We start from the raw sequence: 19,414 nt of genomic DNA, 5'->3' as shown, positions 1-19,414 counted from the left end.
ATCCTGGCACGACGTTTGTTTTGTGCGATGACCATGAGCCAGCCTCGCGAGATCGCTCCTGGCGCGACGTATCTGATCACCCGTCGCATCGTGCGTCGGCACCTGCTCCTCCGACCTGATGCGGTCATCAATCAGCTTCTGATCTATGCCCTAGCGATCTGCGCCCGCCGTTACGGCGTCCAGGTCCATGCGCTCTGCGCAATGTCGACGCATCTACACTTGATCGTGACCGACGTGACGGGCGTATTACCACGCTTCCTGCAGTTCTATCATCGCATCGTCGCGCTCGGGACGAAGGTGATCCGCGCATGGGAAGGACCAGTGTGGGACCACGAGGCCCCGAGCGTGGTGCGGCTGCTGACGCCCGCGGCGGTGGTGGAGAAGATCGCCTACATCCTCGCCAATCCGGTGGCTGCTGGCCTCGTACGGCATGCGCGTGAGTGGCCGGGCGCCAAGGTGGAGGTGGACGAGATCGGCCGAGGCGTGCTGAGCGCGACGCGCCCCTCCGCGTATCTCGATCCGGAAAACCCGCATTGGCCCGAGGAAGTGACGCTTCCGCTCTCGTTGCCGCCGGCGATCGAGCACGATGCGGAGGGCTTTCGTCAACAGGTCGCCGCCGAGCTCAAGCAGCAGGAGGCGCAAGCTCATGCGCAGATGCAGCAGCTTGGCCGTAAGTTTCTGGGGGCGGAGCGAGCCCGTAAGATTTCCCCTTACGTACGTGCTACAAGCTTCGAAGCGCTACGCGAACGCAATCCTACTTTTGCGGTCGGTCGTGAGCAGGGCGATGCATGGCGAATGGCAGGTGCAGCTGTGCGGGCATTTCGCGCGTCATACCGCGCGGCGCTCGAGCGATGGCGCGCAGGCGTACGCAGCGTTTTATTCCCTGCAGGAACGTGGTGGATGTATACGTTTCACGGCGCCAGCGTGACGGGCGCCGTTTCCGCGATATGACTGTGGACCCAAGCAGCTACCAACCCGGCCCAGGTTGAACTCGCGAACCCAACCCAGGTTGGAAACCAATGACCCGATCAGCGGAAGACCATTACGGCGACAACCCGGGTCGGGTCTCCTCCTGGCCTTTTCCGGCCACGAGGCCCGCGAAGGCCGCCGCGAAGCGGCGCCGCAAATCCTCGTCCGTGAGCAGCTTGTCGCGCAACGCTCGCGACAGCTCGAGGTGGTAGAATGGCGCGCCCATCTGGCGCGACCACCGAGCCTGCACGTTGGTGGCACCGCCGAGCTTCTTGATGTCGGCGGGGTAGGCGAGGACCTTCCCGTCACTGACGACCGCCCGCAACGGGGCGAGCAGCCGCTCAAGGTTGGCGCCGTGCCCCACGGCGCTTGCGATGGCGGCGGCGTCTGGCGCCGAGCTGTCCTGAAAACCGTGCAGTTGCACCGCCGGCACGCCGGGGAAGCTCTGGAGCAGCGCCCGGTGGGCCGACAGGAAAAACGAGCGCTCGGCATGCGCCACGTCTGCGAAGGCAAGCGTCGCAGCCGGCCGTCCGCGGGCGGAAACGATGTCCCCCCGCGCGCCGCCGCCTGCGCCCTGGACGCCATCGCCGCCGCCCGCGCCCGTGGCGCCGGACCCGGCCCGCCCGCTGCCCGCCGTCCGAGCGCCGTCCCCCGTTGCCTGCGTTTCGGCGGCCGCCTCATCCGCGCTGGCGCCGCCCGTTCCTTCGCCTTCGTCGTCTCCGACGGCGTTGCTTGGCTTAGGGCCGCCGCCGTACCGGTGCGACGTGTTGACGATCAGCGCCCGCGCTCGCTGCGCCTCGAAGATGGCGAGCGCGATGGGCAGCGTCCCCTGGTCGAAGAAGGTGTGCGGCGCCTCCACGATGAGCGGCGCTGCTGCTCCTGTGCGCAGCACCACCGCGGCCGCGCCCCGACGGCGCGAGTCGTCCTCGGACAGCACCCAGAGGTCGCGCCCGGGGACCGCCCGCAGCGCGAACCCGGGTGGGGCCGCCGGAGGTGGCTGCCGGCTCTGGGCGGCGACCCCCGCCGCTGCGATCCACATGATGTAAGCGGCCTCTTCCGCGTCGTTGGGGGGCTCTGCGATGAGGTGGCGCCCACCCTTGCGCAACGGGGCAATCTGCTCGTCAACCGCTTCCCTCTCCCCCCCGTCGGCCGCCTGGACCTCAACCACGGTCGGCTCCTCCGTCGGCACCCCCACGGTCCCCACCGCAGAGGCGGCCGGACTCGGCGCCGGGCCCAGAGCGCTCCCGACACTCCGACACACCCCCTGCGAGCACCCGGCGATCGTGAACAGCACCACATAGCCTGCGCTCTTCATGGTCGTCCTCGCCGCCGAAACCTCGACGACGTCTGTACTTTTCTCACGGCACCGCCCGCGAATCCACAATGACGCATTGCGTAGCATCGCTTCGCCTGCTCTTTCGCGGCGGGGGCGGTTTGCGCTAGTAGCACTGCATGCCTCGCCCCTTCGATCCTGTGGAGGCGCCGCCGCTTCCGGAGCAAGCCGGCCGTACGTTTCCGCGCCTCGTCGAGCTGATGCAGCGGCTCCTTGCGCCCGATGGATGCCCGTGGGATCGCGAGCAGAGCTTCGCGACGCTGCGGCGCTACGTGCTCGAGGAGGCCTGCGAGGTCATCGATGCCATCGATGGCGGCGACCGCAAGGAGCTGTGCGCCGAGCTCGGGGATCTCCTGCTCCAGGTCGTCTTCCAGGCCGAGCTCGCCCGGACCGAGGGGGCGTTCGGCCCCGACGATGTGGTCGCCGCGATCTGCGAGAAGCTCGTGCGGCGCCACCCCCACGTGTTCGCGGACGAGAGCGCCGAGAACGCGGACGAGGTGCTTCAGAACTGGGAGCGCATCAAGGCGGCGGAGCGGGCCCGGCAGGGCAAGGATCGCGGGGTGCTCGGCGGCGTTCCCCGCAGCTTGCCGGCGCTGACCCGGGCGCAGCGGGTCGGCGAGAAGGTCGCGCGCGTCGGCTTCGACTGGCCCGACGCGCGGGGCTCGCGCGCGAAGGTCGAGGAGGAGCTCGGAGAGCTGGATCGGGCCTTCGAAAGCGGCGACCCCGCCGCCATCGAGGAGGAGCTCGGCGACGTGCTCTTCGCGCTCGGGAACCTGGCGCGCCACGCCGGCGTCGACGCGGAGGGGGCGCTGCGCCGCACGATCGACAAGTTCACCCGGCGCTTCGAGCACGTCGAGCGGCGGGTCATCGAGCGGCACGGCGGCTGGCCCGCCAAGGCGTCGGACGACACCCTGACGCTGGAAGAGCTCGACGGCTACTGGGACGAGGCCAAGCGCGGCGAGCAGCGGACCTGAGCGCGGCGTCGAGCTCAACCTCGGTCGGGCGGGGGCGAGCTCAACCCCGGTCGGGCGGCAGCGCAACCCCGGTCGGGCGGCGGCCATGGGCGTCGAGCCCAACCCCGGTCGGGCGGCGGCGGCCGCCGCCGGTCGGGCGGCGGCCGTTGGCGTCGAGCTCAACCCCGGTCGGGCGGCGGTCGCGCGCGGTCGGGCGGCGGTCGCGCGGTCGGGCGGCGTTCGCACGGCGGCCGCACAAACACGCTCCCACAAGCCGTCGAGCTCAACCCCGTCGGCGCGGAGCCTGCGCGAGCAGGCTCTCGGGCGCGCCCGGGCTCAGTCACGCACCGCGGTCAGCACGAAGCGCTCCCGCACGCGCGCCTCGTTCGACTCGTGACGGACGTGGATCTCGTAACGGCCCGGCTGGGCGACGGCCACGCTGAGCGGCGCGTCGCCGCGGTAGCGCGTGAGCCGATGCGAGCAGCGCTCCTGCTGGCAGTGCTCCTCCAGCGCCCCGCCCTCGCCGTCGGGCAGCCGCACACGCACGTGCTCCGGGACCTCGAGGTGAACCACCGCCGGCTCCTCGGCGTGGCGGTGCGTCCACAGATCGAGGTGCATCCACGCGTGACCGTCGTCCGGCAACGCGACGGCGCGCTCCTCGGAGCGCTCGATCGCGGGAGAGCTCACGCCGCCCCCGCCGCCCGCCAGAACGACGGCGGCCGCCAGCGCGGCGAGCGCCGGCGCGGCGATGATCGCTCCCCATCGCCAGGGGCTCCGCGCCCGCTGCGATCGCTTGCCGCCCTCCGCCCCCGGGCGCTCCGGCCGCTCGGGGAGCTTGCCGAGCGCGCGCTCGACGAGCGCCTCGGAAGGGCCCATCGCGCGCAGCGCCCGCATGCTCGCCGCGAGATCCTGCGGAATCGGAGGCACATCGTGGTCCTGTCCGCTCACGTCGACCCCTCTCGCGCCGCGACGACGAGTTGCGCCGCCACGCGCTCGTATGCATCGCGCAGCCGCGCGCGCCCTCGGGCGTGGCGGCTCTTCGCCGTCCCCTTGGGGATTCCGAGGAGCTCGGCCACACTGTCATAACCGAGCTCCTCGATGTCGCACAGCACCACCACGGTGCGGAATTCCTCGGGCAGCTCCTGAAGGCACGCGAGGAGCACCTCCGTGTCCTGGCTCAGGATCGCGGCCGCCTCCGGGCTCGAAGCATCGGCGCGAGGCAGGATGCCGAGCGCGTCGGTGCAGACGTCGACGAGCCGCTCGAGCAGGCCGCGGCGCCGCGCCTCGGTCCGGTAGGCCTCCAGGTACTCGTGCCGAGCGATCCCGCAGAGCCACACCCCGAGATCCGCGCGCCCCTCGAACGACGCCGCGTTCAGGTACGCCTTGAGCAACGCATTCTGGAACAGATCGTCCGCCTGATCCCGGGCGCCGCAGAGGGAAATGCAAAATCGGTAGAGGCGCGGGAGCACCGGGCGCACGGCCGACTCGAACTGCGCGCGCGATTCGCCGAGGAGGGGTCGCGATTCGGTCATGAGGGCCGTTCGAGCGCCTGGAGCGTCGAGGCCCGGAACTCTAGCGTGGAATGGACGGCGGGGAAGAGCCCGCCGCTCGCGCCACGGCGGGGCGAGCAGCGGCGCCTCGAGCAGGGGAGCGCTGTACATCGACGCCCCCTAGGACGGAACGGGCCCCCGCGCAGGTTCCTGCACATCGCATGAAATCGTCACCCCCGTCGGGAACCTGGGGGCGAGTGGTCCCGTCCTGGGGCGTGTTCTGACGAACAGCGGGCCCACAGGGTGCCCGCGTCTCCGAGGCCCGACCACCCCATGTCCAACCCGATGATTTCTTCAGGCGCGCCGGCGCAGGCGCCCGCGTCCGCCTCGTGGAAGAACGACCTCGTCTCAGGCTTCCTCGTCTTCCTGATCGCCCTGCCGCTCTGCCTCGGCATCGCCATGGCGAGCGGGTTCCCGCCCATCGCCGGCGTGCTCACCGCCGTCGTCGGCGGGATGGTCGCCACCTGGCTCGGAAGCGCGCCGCTGACCATCAAGGGACCGGCGGCGGGCCTCATCGTCATCGCCCTGGGCGCCGTGCAGGAGCTCGGCGGCGGCGACAACGCGGTCGGCTACCGCCGCGCGCTCGCGTGCATCGCTGTCGCCGCGCTGACACAGATCGCCTTCGCGCTGGCGCGCGCCGGCAAGCTCGGCGACTTCTTCCCCGTCTCGGTGGTGCACGGCATGCTGGCGGCCATCGGGATCATCATCTGCTCGAAACAGATCCACACGCTCGTCGGCGTCACGCCCGCGGCGAAAGAGCCGTTCCACCTGATCCTGGAGATCCCGCGCAGCCTGTCCCGGCTGAACCCCGAGATCGCCCTGATCGGCGTCCTCTCGCTGATCATCCTCTTCGGCTATCCGGCGATCGCCAAGAGCTCGCGCTTTCTGCAGAAGATCCCTGCGCCGATGCTGGTGCTGGCGCTGTCCGTGCCGCTCGCGTACCTCTTCGATCTCGAGCACGAGCACACCTACACGCTCGCGGCGACCCACACGACGTACGCGATCGGGCCGAATTTTCTGGTCAACCTGCCGGGCAACCTCCTCCAGGCGATCGTCTTCCCCGACTTCAGCCACGTCGGCACGCCCGCGTCGATCAAATACATCGTGATGTTCTCGCTGGTGGGCAGCATCGAGTCGCTGCTCTCGGCGAAGGCCGTCGATTCGCTCGATCCCGCGAAGCGCCGCTCCGATCTCGACCGGGACCTGCTCGCCACGGGCGTCGGCAACCTCATCGCGGGCCTGCTCGGCGGGCTGCCGATGATCTCCGAGATCGTCCGCAGCTCCGCCAACATCGGCTACGGCGCGAAGAGCCGCCTGTCGAACTTCTTCCACGGCACCTTCCTCCTGCTCTTCGTCGCCTTCGCGCCGGGGCTGATCCACCGGATCCCCCTCGCCGCGCTCGCCGCCATGCTCACGTTCACGGGCACCCGCCTCGCGTCCCCCAAGGAGTTCGTGAGGACGCTCCGCATCGGCAGGGAGCAGCTCATCATCTTCGGCACCACGGCCGCGTTCTGCATCGCCTCCGATCTGCTCGTCGGGGTCGCGGCCGGCGTCGTCGTGAAGATGCTCATCCACGTGATCAACGGCGCGCCGCTGCGCGTCCTCTTCCGGCCGGACGTGGAGGAGCGCGCCGAGGGAGGGCGCGTCGTGCTGCGCGTCAAGCACGCAGCGGTCTTCAGCAACTATCTCAGCATCCAGCGGAAGCTCGCGAGCCACGCGAGCGCCTCCAGCATCGAGATCGACTTCGCCGAGGCCCGCCTCGTCGATCACACGGTCATGTCCAACCTGCACGAGCTGGAGGCCGTGATGAAGCGAGACGGGCGGACATTGACCCTCTCGGGCCTCGGCGATCACTTTCAGCTGTCGTCCCATCCGCTCTCGGCGAGGAAGAGGACCATCATCAGCCCCGTCGCCCAGCGCTGAGCCGAGGCGATGCACGGCCGCCGCGGCCGCGCATCGCGGGTGACGCCCCAGGAACCACCTTATCTCCGGGATCGCCATGGACAGCGAGCTCTCTCAGGATCTCCGCGCGAGCGCCGCGCGACAGGCGCGCCTCTGCGACGTGGTCGAGCACGCCGGGCACTTCCTGCCAGCGCAGGGGCCCATCGGCGTGTTCGTCCACCACAACACGCTGCACGCCTTCCAGCACCTGCCGTTCCACGACGCGCTCGCCGCGGCGAGCGCCATCTTCGAGGCCGAGCCGTACCTCTCGGAGACGGATTATCGCGCGCACATCGCCTCGGGGCGGATCGACGGCGAGGACCTCGAGGCGGCGCTCGCCGCGCGCTTCGCCGCGCTCCCGGACGAGCGGCGAGGCCCGCTGTCCCGGCACGAGATCGAGCGGATCGCGCTGCGCTATCCGATCGAGGCGGAGACCGCGGCGGGCCTCGCGTGGCGCATCGCCGAGGCGGGAGAGACGCGGCGGCTCCGGGCCGACGTCCCCGCCGAGCGGCGCTGGCGCATCCTGGAGAGCACGGAGCGCTGGCTCGAGGCGCGCTCCGAGGCCGCGGCGCGCCTCCGCGACCAGGGCGGCCTCGATCCGGAGTCGCGCGCCGCGCTCGCGCTCTGGGACGCGTGCCGCGCCGTGCAGCTGCCGCCCGCCCCGCCCGCGGAGCCGCCGCTCGTCGACCGCGTCGGCGAAGGCCGGTCGCACCGCGATCTGCTGCTCGCGCTGGCCGGCGAGGATCCGGCCGAGCTCGTCGATCCGCTCCTGATCCGGCTCCTCGCCGCTTACCTCGACGAGGGCGTCGCGCACTGGGCGATGCCCGATCGAGCGCAGGGGCTGTGGCGCTGCTTCCGCGACATGGCGCTCGAGGGCGCGCGGCTCGCTGCCCCGGCCTTCCGGGGGCTCGACGAGGAGCTCCGCCAGCTCGACGCGGCAGGGCTCCCGCCGCCCGCGATCGCGGTCCGCGCCCTCGACGAGCTCGGGGTGCCCGAGGATCGCTGGGAGGGATACGTGACCCGCGTGCTGCTCGAGCTCCCGGGCTGGGCCGGCATGATCCACCGCCTCGAGCACACCCCGAGCGATCGGCCCGCGGGATCGCCGCCCGCGTCGCTGGTCGAGTACCTCGCCGTCCGCCTGACCCTCGCCCGGTACGCGCTGCGCGACGTCGCGCGCCGGCGGCTCGGGTACGCGGGGCCCCTCGCCGGGCTCGTCGAGCACGCCCGGCGCACCGCGCGGCCGCCGGCGCCGCCGCCCTGCTCGCCCGACCACGATCGGCCGTTCCGCCTGTTTCAGCTCGCGCAGCTCGCCGGCCTGTCGGCCGCCGAGATCGCGCCGCTGCCCGTGGCGGATCGCGTCTGGGCGCTGTCGGCGCTCGAGGCGTTCGACGCGATCGCGCGGCGCCGCGTCCTGCACGAGGCCTACGAGCATCACCACCGGGTCGAGGCGCTGCACGGGATCGCCGTGAGCCTGCGCCGCCCGGAGGAGGAGCGCGCGGTGAAGGAGCCCCGCTTCCAGGTCGCCTTCTGCATCGACGATCGCTGCGAGGGGCTCCGGCGCCATTTCGAGGAGCTCTCTCCGCGGCACGAGACCCTCGGCGTGGCCGGGTTCTTCGGCGTGCCGATCCGCTACCGCGGGCTCGACGACGCCGGCCACGCGAGCCTCTGCCCGGTCGGGGTGGAGCCGGCGCACGAGATCGTCGAGCGGCCGCACGAGGAGGAGGCGGGCCGCCGCCGGCAGGCCCGCCGCAGGCGCTGGGCGCGGCTCCTGCACACGCTCGGGCGCGGCTCGCGCACCCTGGCGCGCGGCGTGCTCCTCACGCCGACCCTCGGCCTGCTCTCCACGATCCCGCTCGTCGGACGCATCCTGTTCCCTCGGGCGACGGCGCGGCTGCGCCGCGCGCTCGAGCGGCGCCTGCTCCCGGCCGTGCCGACGCGGCTCCTCAGCCCGCACGACGAGGGCTCCGCGGCGGCCGGCGCCGCCGCGGCCGGCGCGGGGCGGCCGTTCACCGCCGCCGAGAAGGCGGCCCGGGTGGCCGTCACGCTGGAGAACATGGGGCTCACCCGCGGCTTCGCGCCGATCGTGGCGGTGCTCGGCCACGGATCGACCAGCGTGAACAACCCGCACCAGTCGGCGTACGACTGCGGCGCCTGCGGCGGCCGTCACGGCGGCCCGAACGCGCGGCTGTTCGCGTCCATGGCGAACGACCCCGAGGTCCGCGCCCTGCTCCGCGGCCGGGGGATCGACATCCCGGACGGGACCTTCTTCGTCGGCGGCATGAACAACACGACGACGGACGAGATCGTCCTCTACGACCAGCACCTCGCGCCGGCGTCGCACCGCGCCGAGCTCGCGGCGCTCTCCGGCGCCCTGGACGCGGCGCGCGCGCTGCACGCGCACGAGCGCTGCCGTCGCTTCGCGTCGGCGCCGGCCGAGGGCGGCCCCGCGCGGGCGCTCGCGCACGTCGAGTCGCGCGCCGCCGACCTCAGCGAGGCCCGGCCCGAGCTCGGGCACGTGACCAACGCCGTCTGCGTGGTCGGCCGCCGCGCGCTCACCCGCGGGCTGTTCCTGGATCGCAGGGCGTTCCTCGTCTCGTACGACCCGACCCAGGACCCGAGCGGCGCGATCCTCGAGCGCATCCTGCTCGCGGTCGGCCCGGTCGGAGCGGGGATCAACCTCGAGTACTACTTCTCCTGCGTCGACAACCGCCGTTATGGCGCCGGCACCAAGCTGCCGCACAACCTGGTCTCGCTGCTCGGGGTCATGGAGGGATCGCTGAGCGACCTGCGCACCGGGCTGCCGAAGCAGATGATCGAGATCCACGAGCCGGTGCGCCTGCTCGTCGTCGTGGAGGCGAGCACGGAGACGGCCGCCGCGCTCTGCGCGCGGCAGCCGGCCCTCCGCGAGCTCATCTGCAACGGCTGGATCCAGCTCGCCTGCGTCGATCCGGACACGCGCCGGATCGCCCATTTCACGGGGGACGGCTTCGCGCCGTTCTCGCCCCCGGACGACCCTTTGCCCGAGGTCCAGCGCTCCGCCGACTGGTACGCCGGGCGGTCCGGCTTCGTCCCGCCTGCGCTCATCCGCGCCGCGTCCACGCGGCCACGCGAGGTCGCCCACCATGCTGTCTGACGTGCTGCTCGGCGAGCTCGCCGCGCTCGCTGTGCTCTCCCCGGCGGCGGCCTTCGCCGCGCTCGGGGCCTACCTGCTGCTCCTCCGCACGCCGAGCGAGCGCGTCGTCTCGCGCGCCGTGCTGTCCGCGCTCTCGGTCTCGCTCGCGGCGTCGCTGGCGATCTGGGGCTCGGCCGTCGCGGCGCCCTACGCGTTCGTCCCGGTGAAGCTCGGCCACTGGTTCGCGACCAGGAGCTACGCGTTCGAGCTCGTCCTGCTCGTCGATCGGCTGTCGGCGACGATGATGGTGCTCGTCTCGCTGATCGCGCTCACGGTCGGCCGGTTCTCGGTGGCGTACCTGCACCGCGAGCCGGGGTTCGCGCGGTTCTTCCTGCTCCTTGCGCTGTTCTCGACGGGCATGCTCGGGCTCGTGTCGGCGGGCACCGTCGATCTGCTCTTCGCCGGCTGGGAGCTCGTCGGCGCGACGAGCGTGCTGCTCGTGGCCTTCTTCCACGAGCGCGAGGCGCCGCCGCGGGCCGCGGTGCGCGTCTACATCACCTACCGGCTCTGCGACGTCGGGCTGCTCGGGGGCGCGGTGCTCATGCACGATCTCGCCCACTCCTCGCAGTGGGGCGAGGTGTTCGGCGGCGCCCCCTGGCCCGGGGCCGCGGCGTCGCTCGGCCCCGGCGCGGCCACGGCGCTCGCGCTGTGCTTGTTCCTCGCCGCCATGGGCAAGAGCGCGCAGTTCCCGCTGGGGAGCTGGCTGCCGCGGGCCATGGAGGGGCCGACGCCGTCGAGCGCGCTCTTCTACGGCGCGATCTCGGTGCACGCGGGGGTGTACCTGATGCTGCGCGTGGCCCCGCTGCTCCAGCGCTCGCCGGCCGCGAGCGCGGTGATCGCCTGCGTCGGGGCGGCGACGGCCGTCTACGGCACGACGGTGGGGCGCGTGCAGGCCGACGTGAAGAGCGCCCTGGCGCACGCGACGATGACGCAGGTGGGGCTCATGTTCGTGGAGATCGGGCTCGGGCTCTACTGGCTCGCGCTCGTCCACCTGTTTGCGCACGCGTGCCTGCGCTGCCTCCAGATGCTGCGCGCCCCGTCGGCGCTCCGCGACGCGCAGGAGATCCGGGCCGCGCACGCCGGCGAGCCGCTGCCGCCCCTCGGGCTCGCCGCCCGCGCGCTGCCGGCGGCGCTCGTGCGGCGCGCGTACTGGCTCGCGCTCGATCGCTTCCACCTCGAGGCGCTGCAGGAGCGGCTCGTCGCCGCGCCGCTGATGCGCGTCGGGCGCGTGCTCGACCGGCTCGAGCGGCGGTGGGTGGCGGCGCTGAGCGGCTGGCCCGAGCGCGCCGCCGTCGAGCCGGGGGAGCCGGACGCGCACGCGCCCGACGCGCCCGAGCGCGCGATGGCCTTCGAGCCCGCCGCGAGCGACCGGAAGGGGGCGCGGACGTGAGCGCCTTTCCGCTCCTCGGGGCGCTCGTCCTCACGCCGGCGGTCGCGGCGATCTTCGCCTCCCGGGCGCGCAGCGACGAGGGCGCGCGCCGCGCGGCCGTCGTCGGCGCGGCGCTCACCCTGCTCCTCTCGCTCGCGCCGCTCGCGCTCTCGCGGGCCGGCGTCGCGCTCGCCGCCGGGGGGCCCGCCCTGCCGCTCGTCGGCGCGCGCCTCCGGCTCGGCGTCGACGGCTACACCATCGCCCTGCTCCCGCTGCTCGGCTTCGTCCTGCTCGCCCTGGTCGCCGCGGGCCCGCGCGCCGCGGTCGACCGGCCGGCCGCCACCGCGCTGCTCGCCACCGGGAGCGCCATCCTCGGCGTCTTCTGCGCGCTCGACCTCGCGGTGCTCGCGGCGGCGTGGATCGCCGCGCTCGTGCCGATCGAGCGCCTGATCGCCAGGAAGGGCGGCGCCCTGGACCCGCTCCTCCGGCGCACCTGCCGCATCTTCCTGCTCGGCGGCACGGCGCCGCTCGCCCTCGCGATCGGCGCGATGGCCGCGCTCGCCGCGCGCCGCGGCGCAGCCCTGCCGTTCGACATCGAGGAGATCGCCCTCGCCGGCGTCCCCGAGGCGTGGCAGTCGCCGCTCTTCGCGCTCGTCGGGATCGCCGTGCTGATGCGCATGGCCGCCGTGCCGTTCCACGGCTGGCTGCCCGTGCTGCTCGAGCGCGGGCCGCTCGGCGTCACCGTCCTGCTCGCCGAGATGCAGGTCGGCGTCTGCGTGCTCCTGCGCGTCGGGGCGGCGCTCCTGCCCGCGGGCTGCGCCGAGGGCATGCCCATCCTCGCCGTCCTCGGCCTGGTCAGCGCCCTGCACGGCGCCGTGCTCGCGCTCGTCCAGACCGATCTGCGCCGGATGCTCGGCTACCTCGTGGCGAGCCAGAAGGGGCTCGTGCTCCTCGGGCTCGCCTCGCTGAGCCGGGAGAGCGTGAGCGGCGCGCTCCTCCAGAGCGTCGCCTCGTCGATCGCGCTCACCGGGCTCGGGATGGTCATCGGAGCGCTGGAGGCGCGCGCCGGCACGGCCGACACGCGGGCGCTCGGCGGCCTCGTGGCCCGGACGCCGCGCATGGCCGCCTTCTTCTTCCTGCTCGCGTGCGCGGCGATCGGGATGCCGGGGGCGCTCTCGTTCGTGAGCGAGGACCTGCTGCTGCACGGCATTTTGCACGTCCACCCCGTGCTCTCGGTGCTGGCGCTGACGGCGGCGGCGCTCAACGGGATCACGCTGTTCCGCGCGTTCCAGCGCGCCTTCCTCGGCCCGCTGCGGCGCCACCTGCAGGGCGCCTCGGTGGAGGCGCTCCTGTTCCGCGAGCGGGCGTTCTTGCTGGCGACGGTGGCGCTCACCGTGGTGCTCGGCGTCGCGCCGGGGCGGCTGCTCGCGCTGCACGAGCCGATGGTCGACAAGGTCCTCCACGGCGTCGCCCACGCCGCGGCGGCGCGCGCCTCGGCGGCGGCGAGCCGCCGCGCCGTCGCCGATTCTGGCCTGGGCTCCTCGTCCGCGGGGGCGGGCCTCGCGGGCGCGCAGCGCGCGCCGGCGCCGGGCGTGGCTCAGAGCAGGTAGCGCTCCCCCGAGTCGGGCAGGACGGTCACGATCGTGCCGTGCACCTTGCGCGCGATCTCCACGGCGGCGTGGACGTTGGCGCCCGAGCTCGGCCCGACGAGGAGGCCCTCCTCGCGGGCGAGCCGCCGCCCCATGCGGGACGCGGCCGCCTCGGTCACGGTGAGGATCTCGTCGATCAGCGAGCGCTCGAGGATCGCCGGCACGAAGCCGGGGCCGAGGCCCTGGATGCCGTGGGCGCCGGGGCCTCGGCCCGAGAGCACGGCGCTCTTCGCCGGCTCGACGGCGCAGATGCGGACCGCGCTGCCGAGCCGATCCCGGAGCACGCGCCCGCAGCCGGTCAGGGTGCCGCCGGTGCCCACGCCGGCGACGAACGCCGCGATGTCGCCGCCGGTCTGCTCGAGGATCTCGAGGCCCGTGGCGCGCGCGTGCGCGCCGGGGTTCGCCGGGTTCTGGAACTGCTGGCTCATCCAGGCGCCGGGGGTCGCCTGGCAGATCTCGACCGCGCGGGCGACGGCGCCGGCCATGCCCTGGCCCTCGGGCGTGAGGACGATCTCGGCGCCGTACGCGCGGAGGATGTGCCGGCGCTCGACGCTCATGTCCTCGGGCATGACCACCACGCAGCGGTAGCCGCGCACGGCGGCGATCATCGCGAGGCTGATCCCGGTGTTGCCGCTCGTCGCCTCGACGATGGTCGACCCCTCCCCGAGGACCCCCTCGCGCTCGGCGCAGAGCACCATGCCGAGCGCGGCCCTGTCCTTGACGCTGCCGCCCGGGTTCATCGACTCGAGCTTGCCGTAGATGACGCCGCCCCCCTCGGGCGAGATCCGGGCGAGGCGGACGAGCGGCGTGCCGCCGATGAGCGACAGCGCGTCCGGCACGACCGGGCCGACGCGCACGGGGGCAGCGGGCGAGGGCGCCGAGCGCTCGCCGGGAGCGTCGGGCGGGCTCGGCGGGCCGCCGCCCGGGGCTCGAGGGGACGACATGACGCCAGTGTACACGTGAACAGGGCATCCTCGAGGATGCCCGGGCCCTGACGCGCGCCGTGACCCAGAAATCCCGCCAGGGATCGCTGGCGCACGCGGCGCTAGATCGAGATCTCCGACAGCACCCCGTAGTGATCCGAGGCGGCGACGCCGTCCTCGAGCTCCTCGAAGACGACCCGCGACGCGAGCGGCTTGCCGCGCCCCTGCTCGTCCGGCCCGCGGACGAAGATGTAGTCGATGCGGCGCGGGTACTCGTTGGTGATGGCCGCGAACGGGTTCCGCACGGGATCGAAGGTGAAGCCCGGGCCCTTGCCCGTCTGACCGAAGGTGTCGGCGAAGTACACGCTCTTCTGGTTCAGGCTCTGCAGCCCCTTCATGAACCGGATCTCCGCGGCCTCGGGCTGCGCGTTGAAGTCGCCGACCACGATGGGCGGCAGGCCCGCCATCGGCGCCTCGCGCATGACGATCTCGGCCACGGCCGCGACCTGCGCCTCGCGCACGACGCCGTGGTGGAACTTCCAGTTCAGGTGGGTGACGAAGAACGGGATCACGCCGCGCGGCGACGCGAGCTCGGCGAGCAGGATCGAGCGCTTCTCGTCGGTCTCGCCCGTGGGCAGGGGGAACGCCTGGCTCCGCCCGATCGGCCAGCGCGACAGCACCGCGTTGCCGAAGAGCACGCCGCCGCCGAGGTCGTGCGCCGCGCCGAACGCGATCTCGTAGCCGAGCCCCTCGGCGATGTCGTCGACCAGCGACCGGCCCTCGTACGACATCACCTCCTGGAGCCCGACCACGTCGGCATCGAGCTCGCGAAGCCCCTTCCGGATGAGGGCGAGGCGCGCCTCCCAGGGGTCGTGGCGGTTCCAGATGTTCAGGGTGAGCACCCGCAGGGAGCTCCGGCCAGCCGCGCCGGAGCCGCCGTGCGCCGCGCCGCCGGCCCCGGAGCCTTCTAGAGGACGATCCATGCCGACGGGCTACGCCAGCTGCGCGTCCGAATCCAGCCGTGATACGAAGGGGCCCGGCGCAAGCCGCTCCCCTTCCGGCGCGGAAGGGCGATCTTGACCGGGAGAACCCTGAATGATCGCGTGTGCTTCTCGAAGGGGGCGGCCTGGAACGGCCTCCTCCCGATCTCGAACCCCGCTCCGCCTGGCCGGGGGCCTGCTCCTGCTCGCGCTGCTCGCCGGTTGCGAGAGCAAGATGGACCCGAAGGAGTGCGACAAGCTCCGCGGCGACGCCTTCGAGATGGTGAACAAGGCGCAGCACTGCAACACGGACACCGACTGCCGCCAGAGCGAGTGGCCGGGCTGCGCGAAGCCCATCAGCAATGCGACCTTCGACAAGATCAAGCCCATCGCGGACAGCTACAAGACGGGCAAGTGCGAGGAGCCGAAGGTCGACTGCAAGAGCCCGCCGCAGTCCTACTGCAAGCAGGGGCTCTGCGTGCACCGCGAGCTCGGCACGACCGAGGGGGCGGGCAACACGCCCACCGACCAGATCCAGATCCAGTGATCGCGGCCGCCCCGCCGGGCGGCGAGCCCCGCGCGGCGCGCCGCGGCGGCGCTGCCCGGCGGCGGCGCGCAGGCCGCCGTGCCGCGCCGCCGGGCGCGAACCGGCGCGCCGCCTCGGTACGCGCTTGACGCGCGCACCCGCAGGGGCCACGGACGCGCCGTGAGCGAAGGCTTCTATCGCGGCAAGCGCGTCGTCGTGACCGGCGCCGGCGGGTTCATCGGCAGCCACCTCGTCGAGGCGCTGGTCCGGGAGGGCGCGCGCGTGCGGGCGCTCGTCCGGTACACGTCGGGCTCGCGGCGCGGGCACCTCGACCGGCTCCCCGAGGATGCCCTCGCGCAGGTGGAGGTCGTCCCCGGCAACGTCGAGGACGCGGGCGCGGTCCGGTCGCTCGTGCGCGGCGCCGACGTCGTGTTCCACCTCGCGGCCCTGATCGGGATCCCGTACTCGTACGTGGCCCCGCAGCAGTACGTGGCGACGAACGTGCAGGGCACGCTGAACATCCTCGAGGCGGCGCGCGAGCACGGCGCGCGCGTGGTCCACACCTCGACGAGCGAGACCTACGGCACCGCGCGCTACACGCCCATCGACGAGGCCCACCCCCTGACCGGCCAGTCCCCGTACTCGGCCACAAAGATCGGCGCCGACAAGCTCGCCGAGAGCTACCACCTCTCCTTCGGCCTCGAGGTCGCGACCATCCGGCCGTTCAACACCTACGGCCCGCGGCAGTCGTCGCGCGCGATCATCCCGAGCGTCATGCAGCAGCTCGCCGCCGGGAGCGCCGCGATCCGCATCGGGAGCACCGCGCCCGTGCGGGACCTCAACTTCGTGACCGACACCGTCGCGGGCTTCCTCCTCGTCGGCTCGAGCGCGCGGGCCGTGGGGCAGACGCTCAACGTGGGGAGCGGGCGCGCCATCTCCATCGGCGATCTCGTCCGGCTCATCTTCGAGGTGACCGGCAAGCGCGCGGAGCTCGTGACGGACGAGGCCCGGGTGCGCCCCGACGCGAGCGAGGTCATGGTGCTGCTCGCCGACTTCCGCCGCGCCGCGGAGCTCGTCGGCTACGTGCCCCGCGTGCCGCTCGAGGAGGGGCTCGCGCGCACGTACGCCTATATCGAGCGCCACCTCGCCGATTACCGGCCCCGCGAGTACGCGATCTGACGCACGACGCCGCGCCGGCCGGGCGGGCGCCCCGCGCGCCGGCCGCGCGGCGCCGGCGGGATGGATGGAACGCCATGTGGAAGATACCTCTCAGCGATCTCTCGTTCGGGCCTGAAGAAGCGGAGGCCGCGCGGCAGGTCGTCGCGTCGGGCTGGCTGACGATGGGGGAGCGGACGGCGCAGTTCGAGCAGAAGCTCGGCGAGGCGCTCGGCACCCCGCGGGTGCTCGCCGTGACGAACTGCACCGCCGCGCTGCACCTCGCGTACACGGCGCTCTCCGTGGGCCCCGGCGACGAGGTGATCTGCCCGAGCCTCACGTTCGTGGCGACCGCCAACGCCGCGCTCCTGTGCGGCGCGAACGTCGTGCTCGCCGACATCGTCGGCGACGGCGACCTCGGGGTCGACCCCGCCGACATCGCCCGCAAGATCACCCCGAGGACCCGGGCGATCGCGGTCGTCCACTACGCTGGCTACCCCTGCGACATGGACGCGATCTCCGCGATCGCGGCCGAGCGGGGGATCGCCGTGGTCGAGGACGCGGCGCACGCGCCGCTCGCGAGCTACCGCGGCAGGGCGCTCGGGACGCTGGGCGACGTGGGCTGCCTGAGCTTCTTCTCGAACAAGAACCTCGCGGTCGGCGAGGGGGGCGCCGTGATCGCGAAGGACGACGCGCTCCTCGCGCGCATGCGGCTCCTCCGCGCGCACGGGATGACGACGCTGACCCTCGACCGGCACAAGGGGCACGCCTTCACGTACGACGTCATGGCCGCGGGCATGAACTACCGCATCGACGAGATCCGCAGCGCCATCGGCGTCGTGCAGCTCGGGCGGCTCGCGGCGGGCAACGCGCGGCGGCGGGAGCTCGCGGCGCGCTACCACGAGCGCCTCGCCGGCGTGCCGGGCGTCGGGCTCCCGTACCGTGACTTCTACGCGCGAGGGCTCGGGGAGAGCGCGCACCACCTCATGCCGGTGCTCCTGCCCGAGGGCGCCTCGCGCGAGGCCGTGATGGAGGCGATGAAGGCGCGCGGCGTCCAGACGAGCGTGCACTACACGCCGATCCACCGCTTCTCGCACCACGGCGCCTCGGACCGGGTGCGCAAGGAGGGGCTCGCGCGCACGGACGCGATCGCCGGCCGCGAGCTCACGCTCCCGCTGCACCCGCGCATGCAGGACGCCGACGTCGACGCCGTGTGCGAGGCGCTCGCCGCGTCAGTCCGGTAGGTACCGCTGCCGGTGCTTCTCGAACTCCTCCTGCGCCTCGGCGAAGTCGTCGCTCCTGCCGATGTCGAGCCAGTGGCCCCGGAAGGGGAAGGTGGCCACCTGCTCGCCGGCGTCGAGCAGCGCGTGCATGAGGTTGTCGAACCCGAACGGCCGGCCCTCCGGGATGAAGCGGAGCACGTCCCGGCTCATCGCGTAGATGCCCATGCTGACCCAGAACGTGTACGTGGGCTTCTCGCGGAAGCCGACGACGCGCCCCTCCGGGCCGACGTCGAGCACGCCCAGGTCGATCTTCGAGGCGCGCTCGCAGACCGCGACGGTGAGCGGCGATCCGGCCGACTCGCCCGTGCGGTGGAGCGCCGCGAAGTCGAGATCGCTGAGGATGTCGCCGTTCATCACGAGGAAGCGCTCCGGCAGGTCCCGCTCGATGACCCGGAGCGGGCCCACGGTCCCGAGCGGCGTCTCCTCGCGCTGGTAGGCGATGCGCAGCCCGTACCGGCTCCCCTCGCCGACGACCGCCTCGATGAGGGCGGCCTGGTGGCCGACGCACATCACCACGTCGGTCACCCCGGCGCGCGCGAGCTGCCGGAGGAGGATCTCGACGATGGTGTGATCGCCGATCGGCATCAGCGGCTTCGGGATCAGGGCGGTGTAGGGGCGGAGCCGGGAGCCTTTGCCGCCGGCGAGCACGACTGCCTTCATGCGGTGACGTATACCCACGCGCTGCTCGGACGGGGGACCATTCCGCAGAATTTCGCGCTCATCCGGCCCGCCGCTCCCTCTCCGATTGACTCTCTTCCAGCTGCTCTTTAGTGATGGAGAGCGTCCCGCGGCAGGCCAGCCCCTGCGCGGCGCGGTTCAACCTTCACAGGCGGCTTGGGCAGCAATCATGACGATGATACCCCCGTCCCGTACCCCCGGAAGGAAGCGCCGGAAGCTCGGATATCGCGGCAGCGGCACCTTCGCCATGTGCAGCGCCGGCCCGCACCCGGGCGGCCCGCTGTTCCGGCAGCTCTGCACGCTCGCCGATCGCTTCTCCGCGTGCGAGGACGACCCGGCCGCGGCGCAGATCGGGAGCGTGCTCTCGCTGCTCGCCTTCTACGCGACAAAGCCGAACGACCGGGATTTCCGGCTGTCGTTCGGCTCCTTCGTCATGGATCTCGCCCTCGCCGACGAGGAGCGCGCGCGGGCTCGAGCTCAGGGGGACGGGCCCATCCCTTACCGCCGCCCGCTCCTGGCTCGTTGACCTAGGCCGCCGATGAGCGCTCGAGAGCTACCCACACGCCCAGCGGGGCGCAGCAAGCGGACGGCATCGGCCTCGGTCGTGCTGATCGTGAGCGCGAGCGAGCAGCTCGCGGAGCGCTGCCGCCGCCTGGTCTTCGTCGAGGGCGCCGACCTGCTCGCGTGCGATCTCGTGTCGCTGCGCGGGAGCGCGGCCTGGCTGCACCCGCTGGCCATCGTGATGACCCAGGACGTGCGGGCGTTCGATCCCGAGGGGTTCATGGAGCTGTCGCGGCGCATCGGCGCCGAGCTCGTGGTGCTGCCGTCCGAGACCGTCTCGGACACGCAGCTCACCGCGATGATCACCGCGGCGCTGGACATCGCTCAGCGGCGCCGGACCGACTGAAGGCCTGCCGGCGCGCCGGGCGGGCG

Annotated in this window: 17 protein-coding genes; 11 read left to right on the top strand and 6 right to left on the bottom strand. The window is 72.9% G+C overall.

Annotation, left to right across the window (positions count from 1 at the left end; all coding sequences use genetic code 11):
* The first annotated feature begins 33 nt into the window (after positions 1-33).
* Positions 34-951 (top strand): transposase, encoded by a 918-nt coding sequence (locus tag WMF26_RS28500; protein ID WP_438002457.1) that lies wholly within the window; start codon positions 34-36, stop codon positions 949-951.
* 91 nt (positions 952-1,042) lie between these two features.
* On the opposite strand, the gene WMF26_RS28495 is transcribed toward WMF26_RS28500, so the two are convergent.
* Positions 1,043-2,137 carry a hypothetical protein gene (locus WMF26_RS28495; RefSeq protein ID WP_437995244.1) on the bottom strand — a complete coding sequence of 365 codons (1,095 nt, stop codon included), beginning with the start codon at positions 2,135-2,137 and terminating at the stop codon, positions 1,043-1,045.
* 284 nt (positions 2,138-2,421) lie between these two features.
* Here WMF26_RS28495 and mazG point away from each other — a divergent pair, with 284 nt between their 5' ends.
* Complete coding sequence (mazG, locus tag WMF26_RS28490) at positions 2,422-3,276, top strand: nucleoside triphosphate pyrophosphohydrolase (RefSeq protein WP_437995243.1); 855 nt, start codon at positions 2,422-2,424, stop codon at positions 3,274-3,276.
* A 315-nt stretch (positions 3,277-3,591) separates the two neighbouring features.
* On the opposite strand, the gene WMF26_RS28485 is transcribed toward mazG, so the two are convergent.
* Together WMF26_RS28485 and WMF26_RS28480 are read right to left on the bottom strand one after the other, a co-directional pair.
* A complete protein-coding gene (locus WMF26_RS28485; protein WP_437995242.1) occupies positions 3,592-4,182 on the bottom strand; it encodes a hypothetical protein in 591 nt (196 codons plus the stop codon).
* A 17-nt stretch (positions 4,183-4,199) separates the two neighbouring features.
* The gene (locus WMF26_RS28480) at positions 4,200-4,916 is read right to left on the bottom strand and encodes an RNA polymerase sigma factor (RefSeq protein ID WP_437995241.1); all 717 of its coding nucleotides are present in this window, start codon (positions 4,914-4,916) and stop codon (positions 4,200-4,202) included.
* A 162-nt stretch (positions 4,917-5,078) separates the two neighbouring features.
* On the opposite strand from WMF26_RS28480, the gene WMF26_RS28475 reads away from it, so the two are divergent.
* The 4 genes from WMF26_RS28475 (at position 5,079) to WMF26_RS28460 (ending at position 12,897) form a co-directional block, all read left to right on the top strand.
* On the top strand, positions 5,079-6,728 hold the full coding sequence (locus WMF26_RS28475; protein ID WP_437995240.1) for a SulP family inorganic anion transporter: 1,650 nt from the start codon (positions 5,079-5,081) through the stop codon (positions 6,726-6,728).
* Positions 6,729-6,804: 76 nt separating this feature from the next.
* Entirely contained in the window at positions 6,805-9,879 is a 3,075-nt protein-coding gene (locus WMF26_RS28470) for a YbcC family protein (protein ID WP_437995239.1), read from the top strand.
* Positions 9,869-11,308 (top strand): proton-conducting transporter transmembrane domain-containing protein, encoded by a 1,440-nt coding sequence (locus WMF26_RS28465; RefSeq protein ID WP_437995238.1) that lies wholly within the window; start codon positions 9,869-9,871, stop codon positions 11,306-11,308. Before WMF26_RS28470 ends, WMF26_RS28465 begins: the two co-directional genes overlap by 11 nt.
* Positions 11,305-12,897: a complex I subunit 4 family protein gene (locus tag WMF26_RS28460; protein WP_437995237.1), complete on the top strand. Its 1,593-nt coding sequence runs from the start codon at positions 11,305-11,307 to the stop codon at positions 12,895-12,897. The genes WMF26_RS28465 and WMF26_RS28460 overlap by 4 nt, the downstream gene beginning before the upstream one ends.
* On the opposite strand, the gene cysK is transcribed toward WMF26_RS28460, so the two are convergent.
* Together cysK and WMF26_RS28450 are read right to left on the bottom strand one after the other, a co-directional pair.
* A complete protein-coding gene (cysK, locus tag WMF26_RS28455; protein WP_438002456.1) occupies positions 12,885-13,775 on the bottom strand; it encodes a cysteine synthase A in 891 nt (296 codons plus the stop codon). The genes WMF26_RS28460 and cysK overlap by 13 nt on opposite strands.
* A 206-nt stretch (positions 13,776-13,981) precedes the next feature.
* Entirely contained in the window at positions 13,982-14,842 is an 861-nt protein-coding gene (locus WMF26_RS28450; protein WP_437995236.1) for an endonuclease/exonuclease/phosphatase family protein, read from the bottom strand.
* A gap of 232 nt (positions 14,843-15,074) precedes the next feature.
* Here WMF26_RS28450 and WMF26_RS28445 point away from each other — a divergent pair, with 232 nt between their 5' ends.
* The 3 genes from WMF26_RS28445 (at position 15,075) to WMF26_RS28435 (ending at position 17,764) form a co-directional block, all read left to right on the top strand.
* Positions 15,075-15,386: a hypothetical protein gene (locus tag WMF26_RS28445; RefSeq protein ID WP_061629256.1), complete on the top strand. Its 312-nt coding sequence runs from the start codon at positions 15,075-15,077 to the stop codon at positions 15,384-15,386.
* A 159-nt stretch (positions 15,387-15,545) separates the two neighbouring features.
* On the top strand, positions 15,546-16,544 hold the full coding sequence (locus WMF26_RS28440; RefSeq protein WP_437995235.1) for an SDR family NAD(P)-dependent oxidoreductase: 999 nt from the start codon (positions 15,546-15,548) through the stop codon (positions 16,542-16,544).
* Between the two features lie 74 nt (positions 16,545-16,618).
* Positions 16,619-17,764 (top strand): DegT/DnrJ/EryC1/StrS family aminotransferase, encoded by a 1,146-nt coding sequence (locus WMF26_RS28435; RefSeq protein ID WP_061621821.1) that lies wholly within the window; start codon positions 16,619-16,621, stop codon positions 17,762-17,764.
* Here the strand turns inward: WMF26_RS28435 and WMF26_RS28430 are convergent.
* A complete protein-coding gene (locus WMF26_RS28430; RefSeq protein WP_044986240.1) occupies positions 17,753-18,463 on the bottom strand; it encodes a nucleotidyltransferase family protein in 711 nt (236 codons plus the stop codon). The two genes, WMF26_RS28435 and WMF26_RS28430, sit on opposite strands and share 12 nt — an antisense overlap.
* A 187-nt stretch (positions 18,464-18,650) precedes the next feature.
* On the opposite strand from WMF26_RS28430, the gene WMF26_RS28425 reads away from it, so the two are divergent.
* Both WMF26_RS28425 and WMF26_RS28420 read left to right on the top strand, forming a co-directional pair.
* Complete coding sequence (locus WMF26_RS28425) at positions 18,651-19,007, top strand: hypothetical protein (protein ID WP_437331563.1); 357 nt, start codon at positions 18,651-18,653, stop codon at positions 19,005-19,007.
* 78 nt (positions 19,008-19,085) lie between these two features.
* Positions 19,086-19,388 carry a hypothetical protein gene (locus WMF26_RS28420; protein ID WP_437995234.1) on the top strand — a complete coding sequence of 101 codons (303 nt, stop codon included), beginning with the start codon at positions 19,086-19,088 and terminating at the stop codon, positions 19,386-19,388.
* The last annotated feature ends 26 nt before the right edge of the window (positions 19,389-19,414 follow it).

Origin of the sequence: Sorangium sp. So ce185, assembly GCF_051526825.1 — a bacterium.
Classification (GTDB): Bacteria; Myxococcota_A; Polyangia; order Polyangiales; family Polyangiaceae; genus Sorangium; species Sorangium cellulosum_D.
The sequence above is the reverse complement of the archived record's forward strand: the minus strand, read 5'-3'. Positions and strand labels throughout refer to the sequence as shown.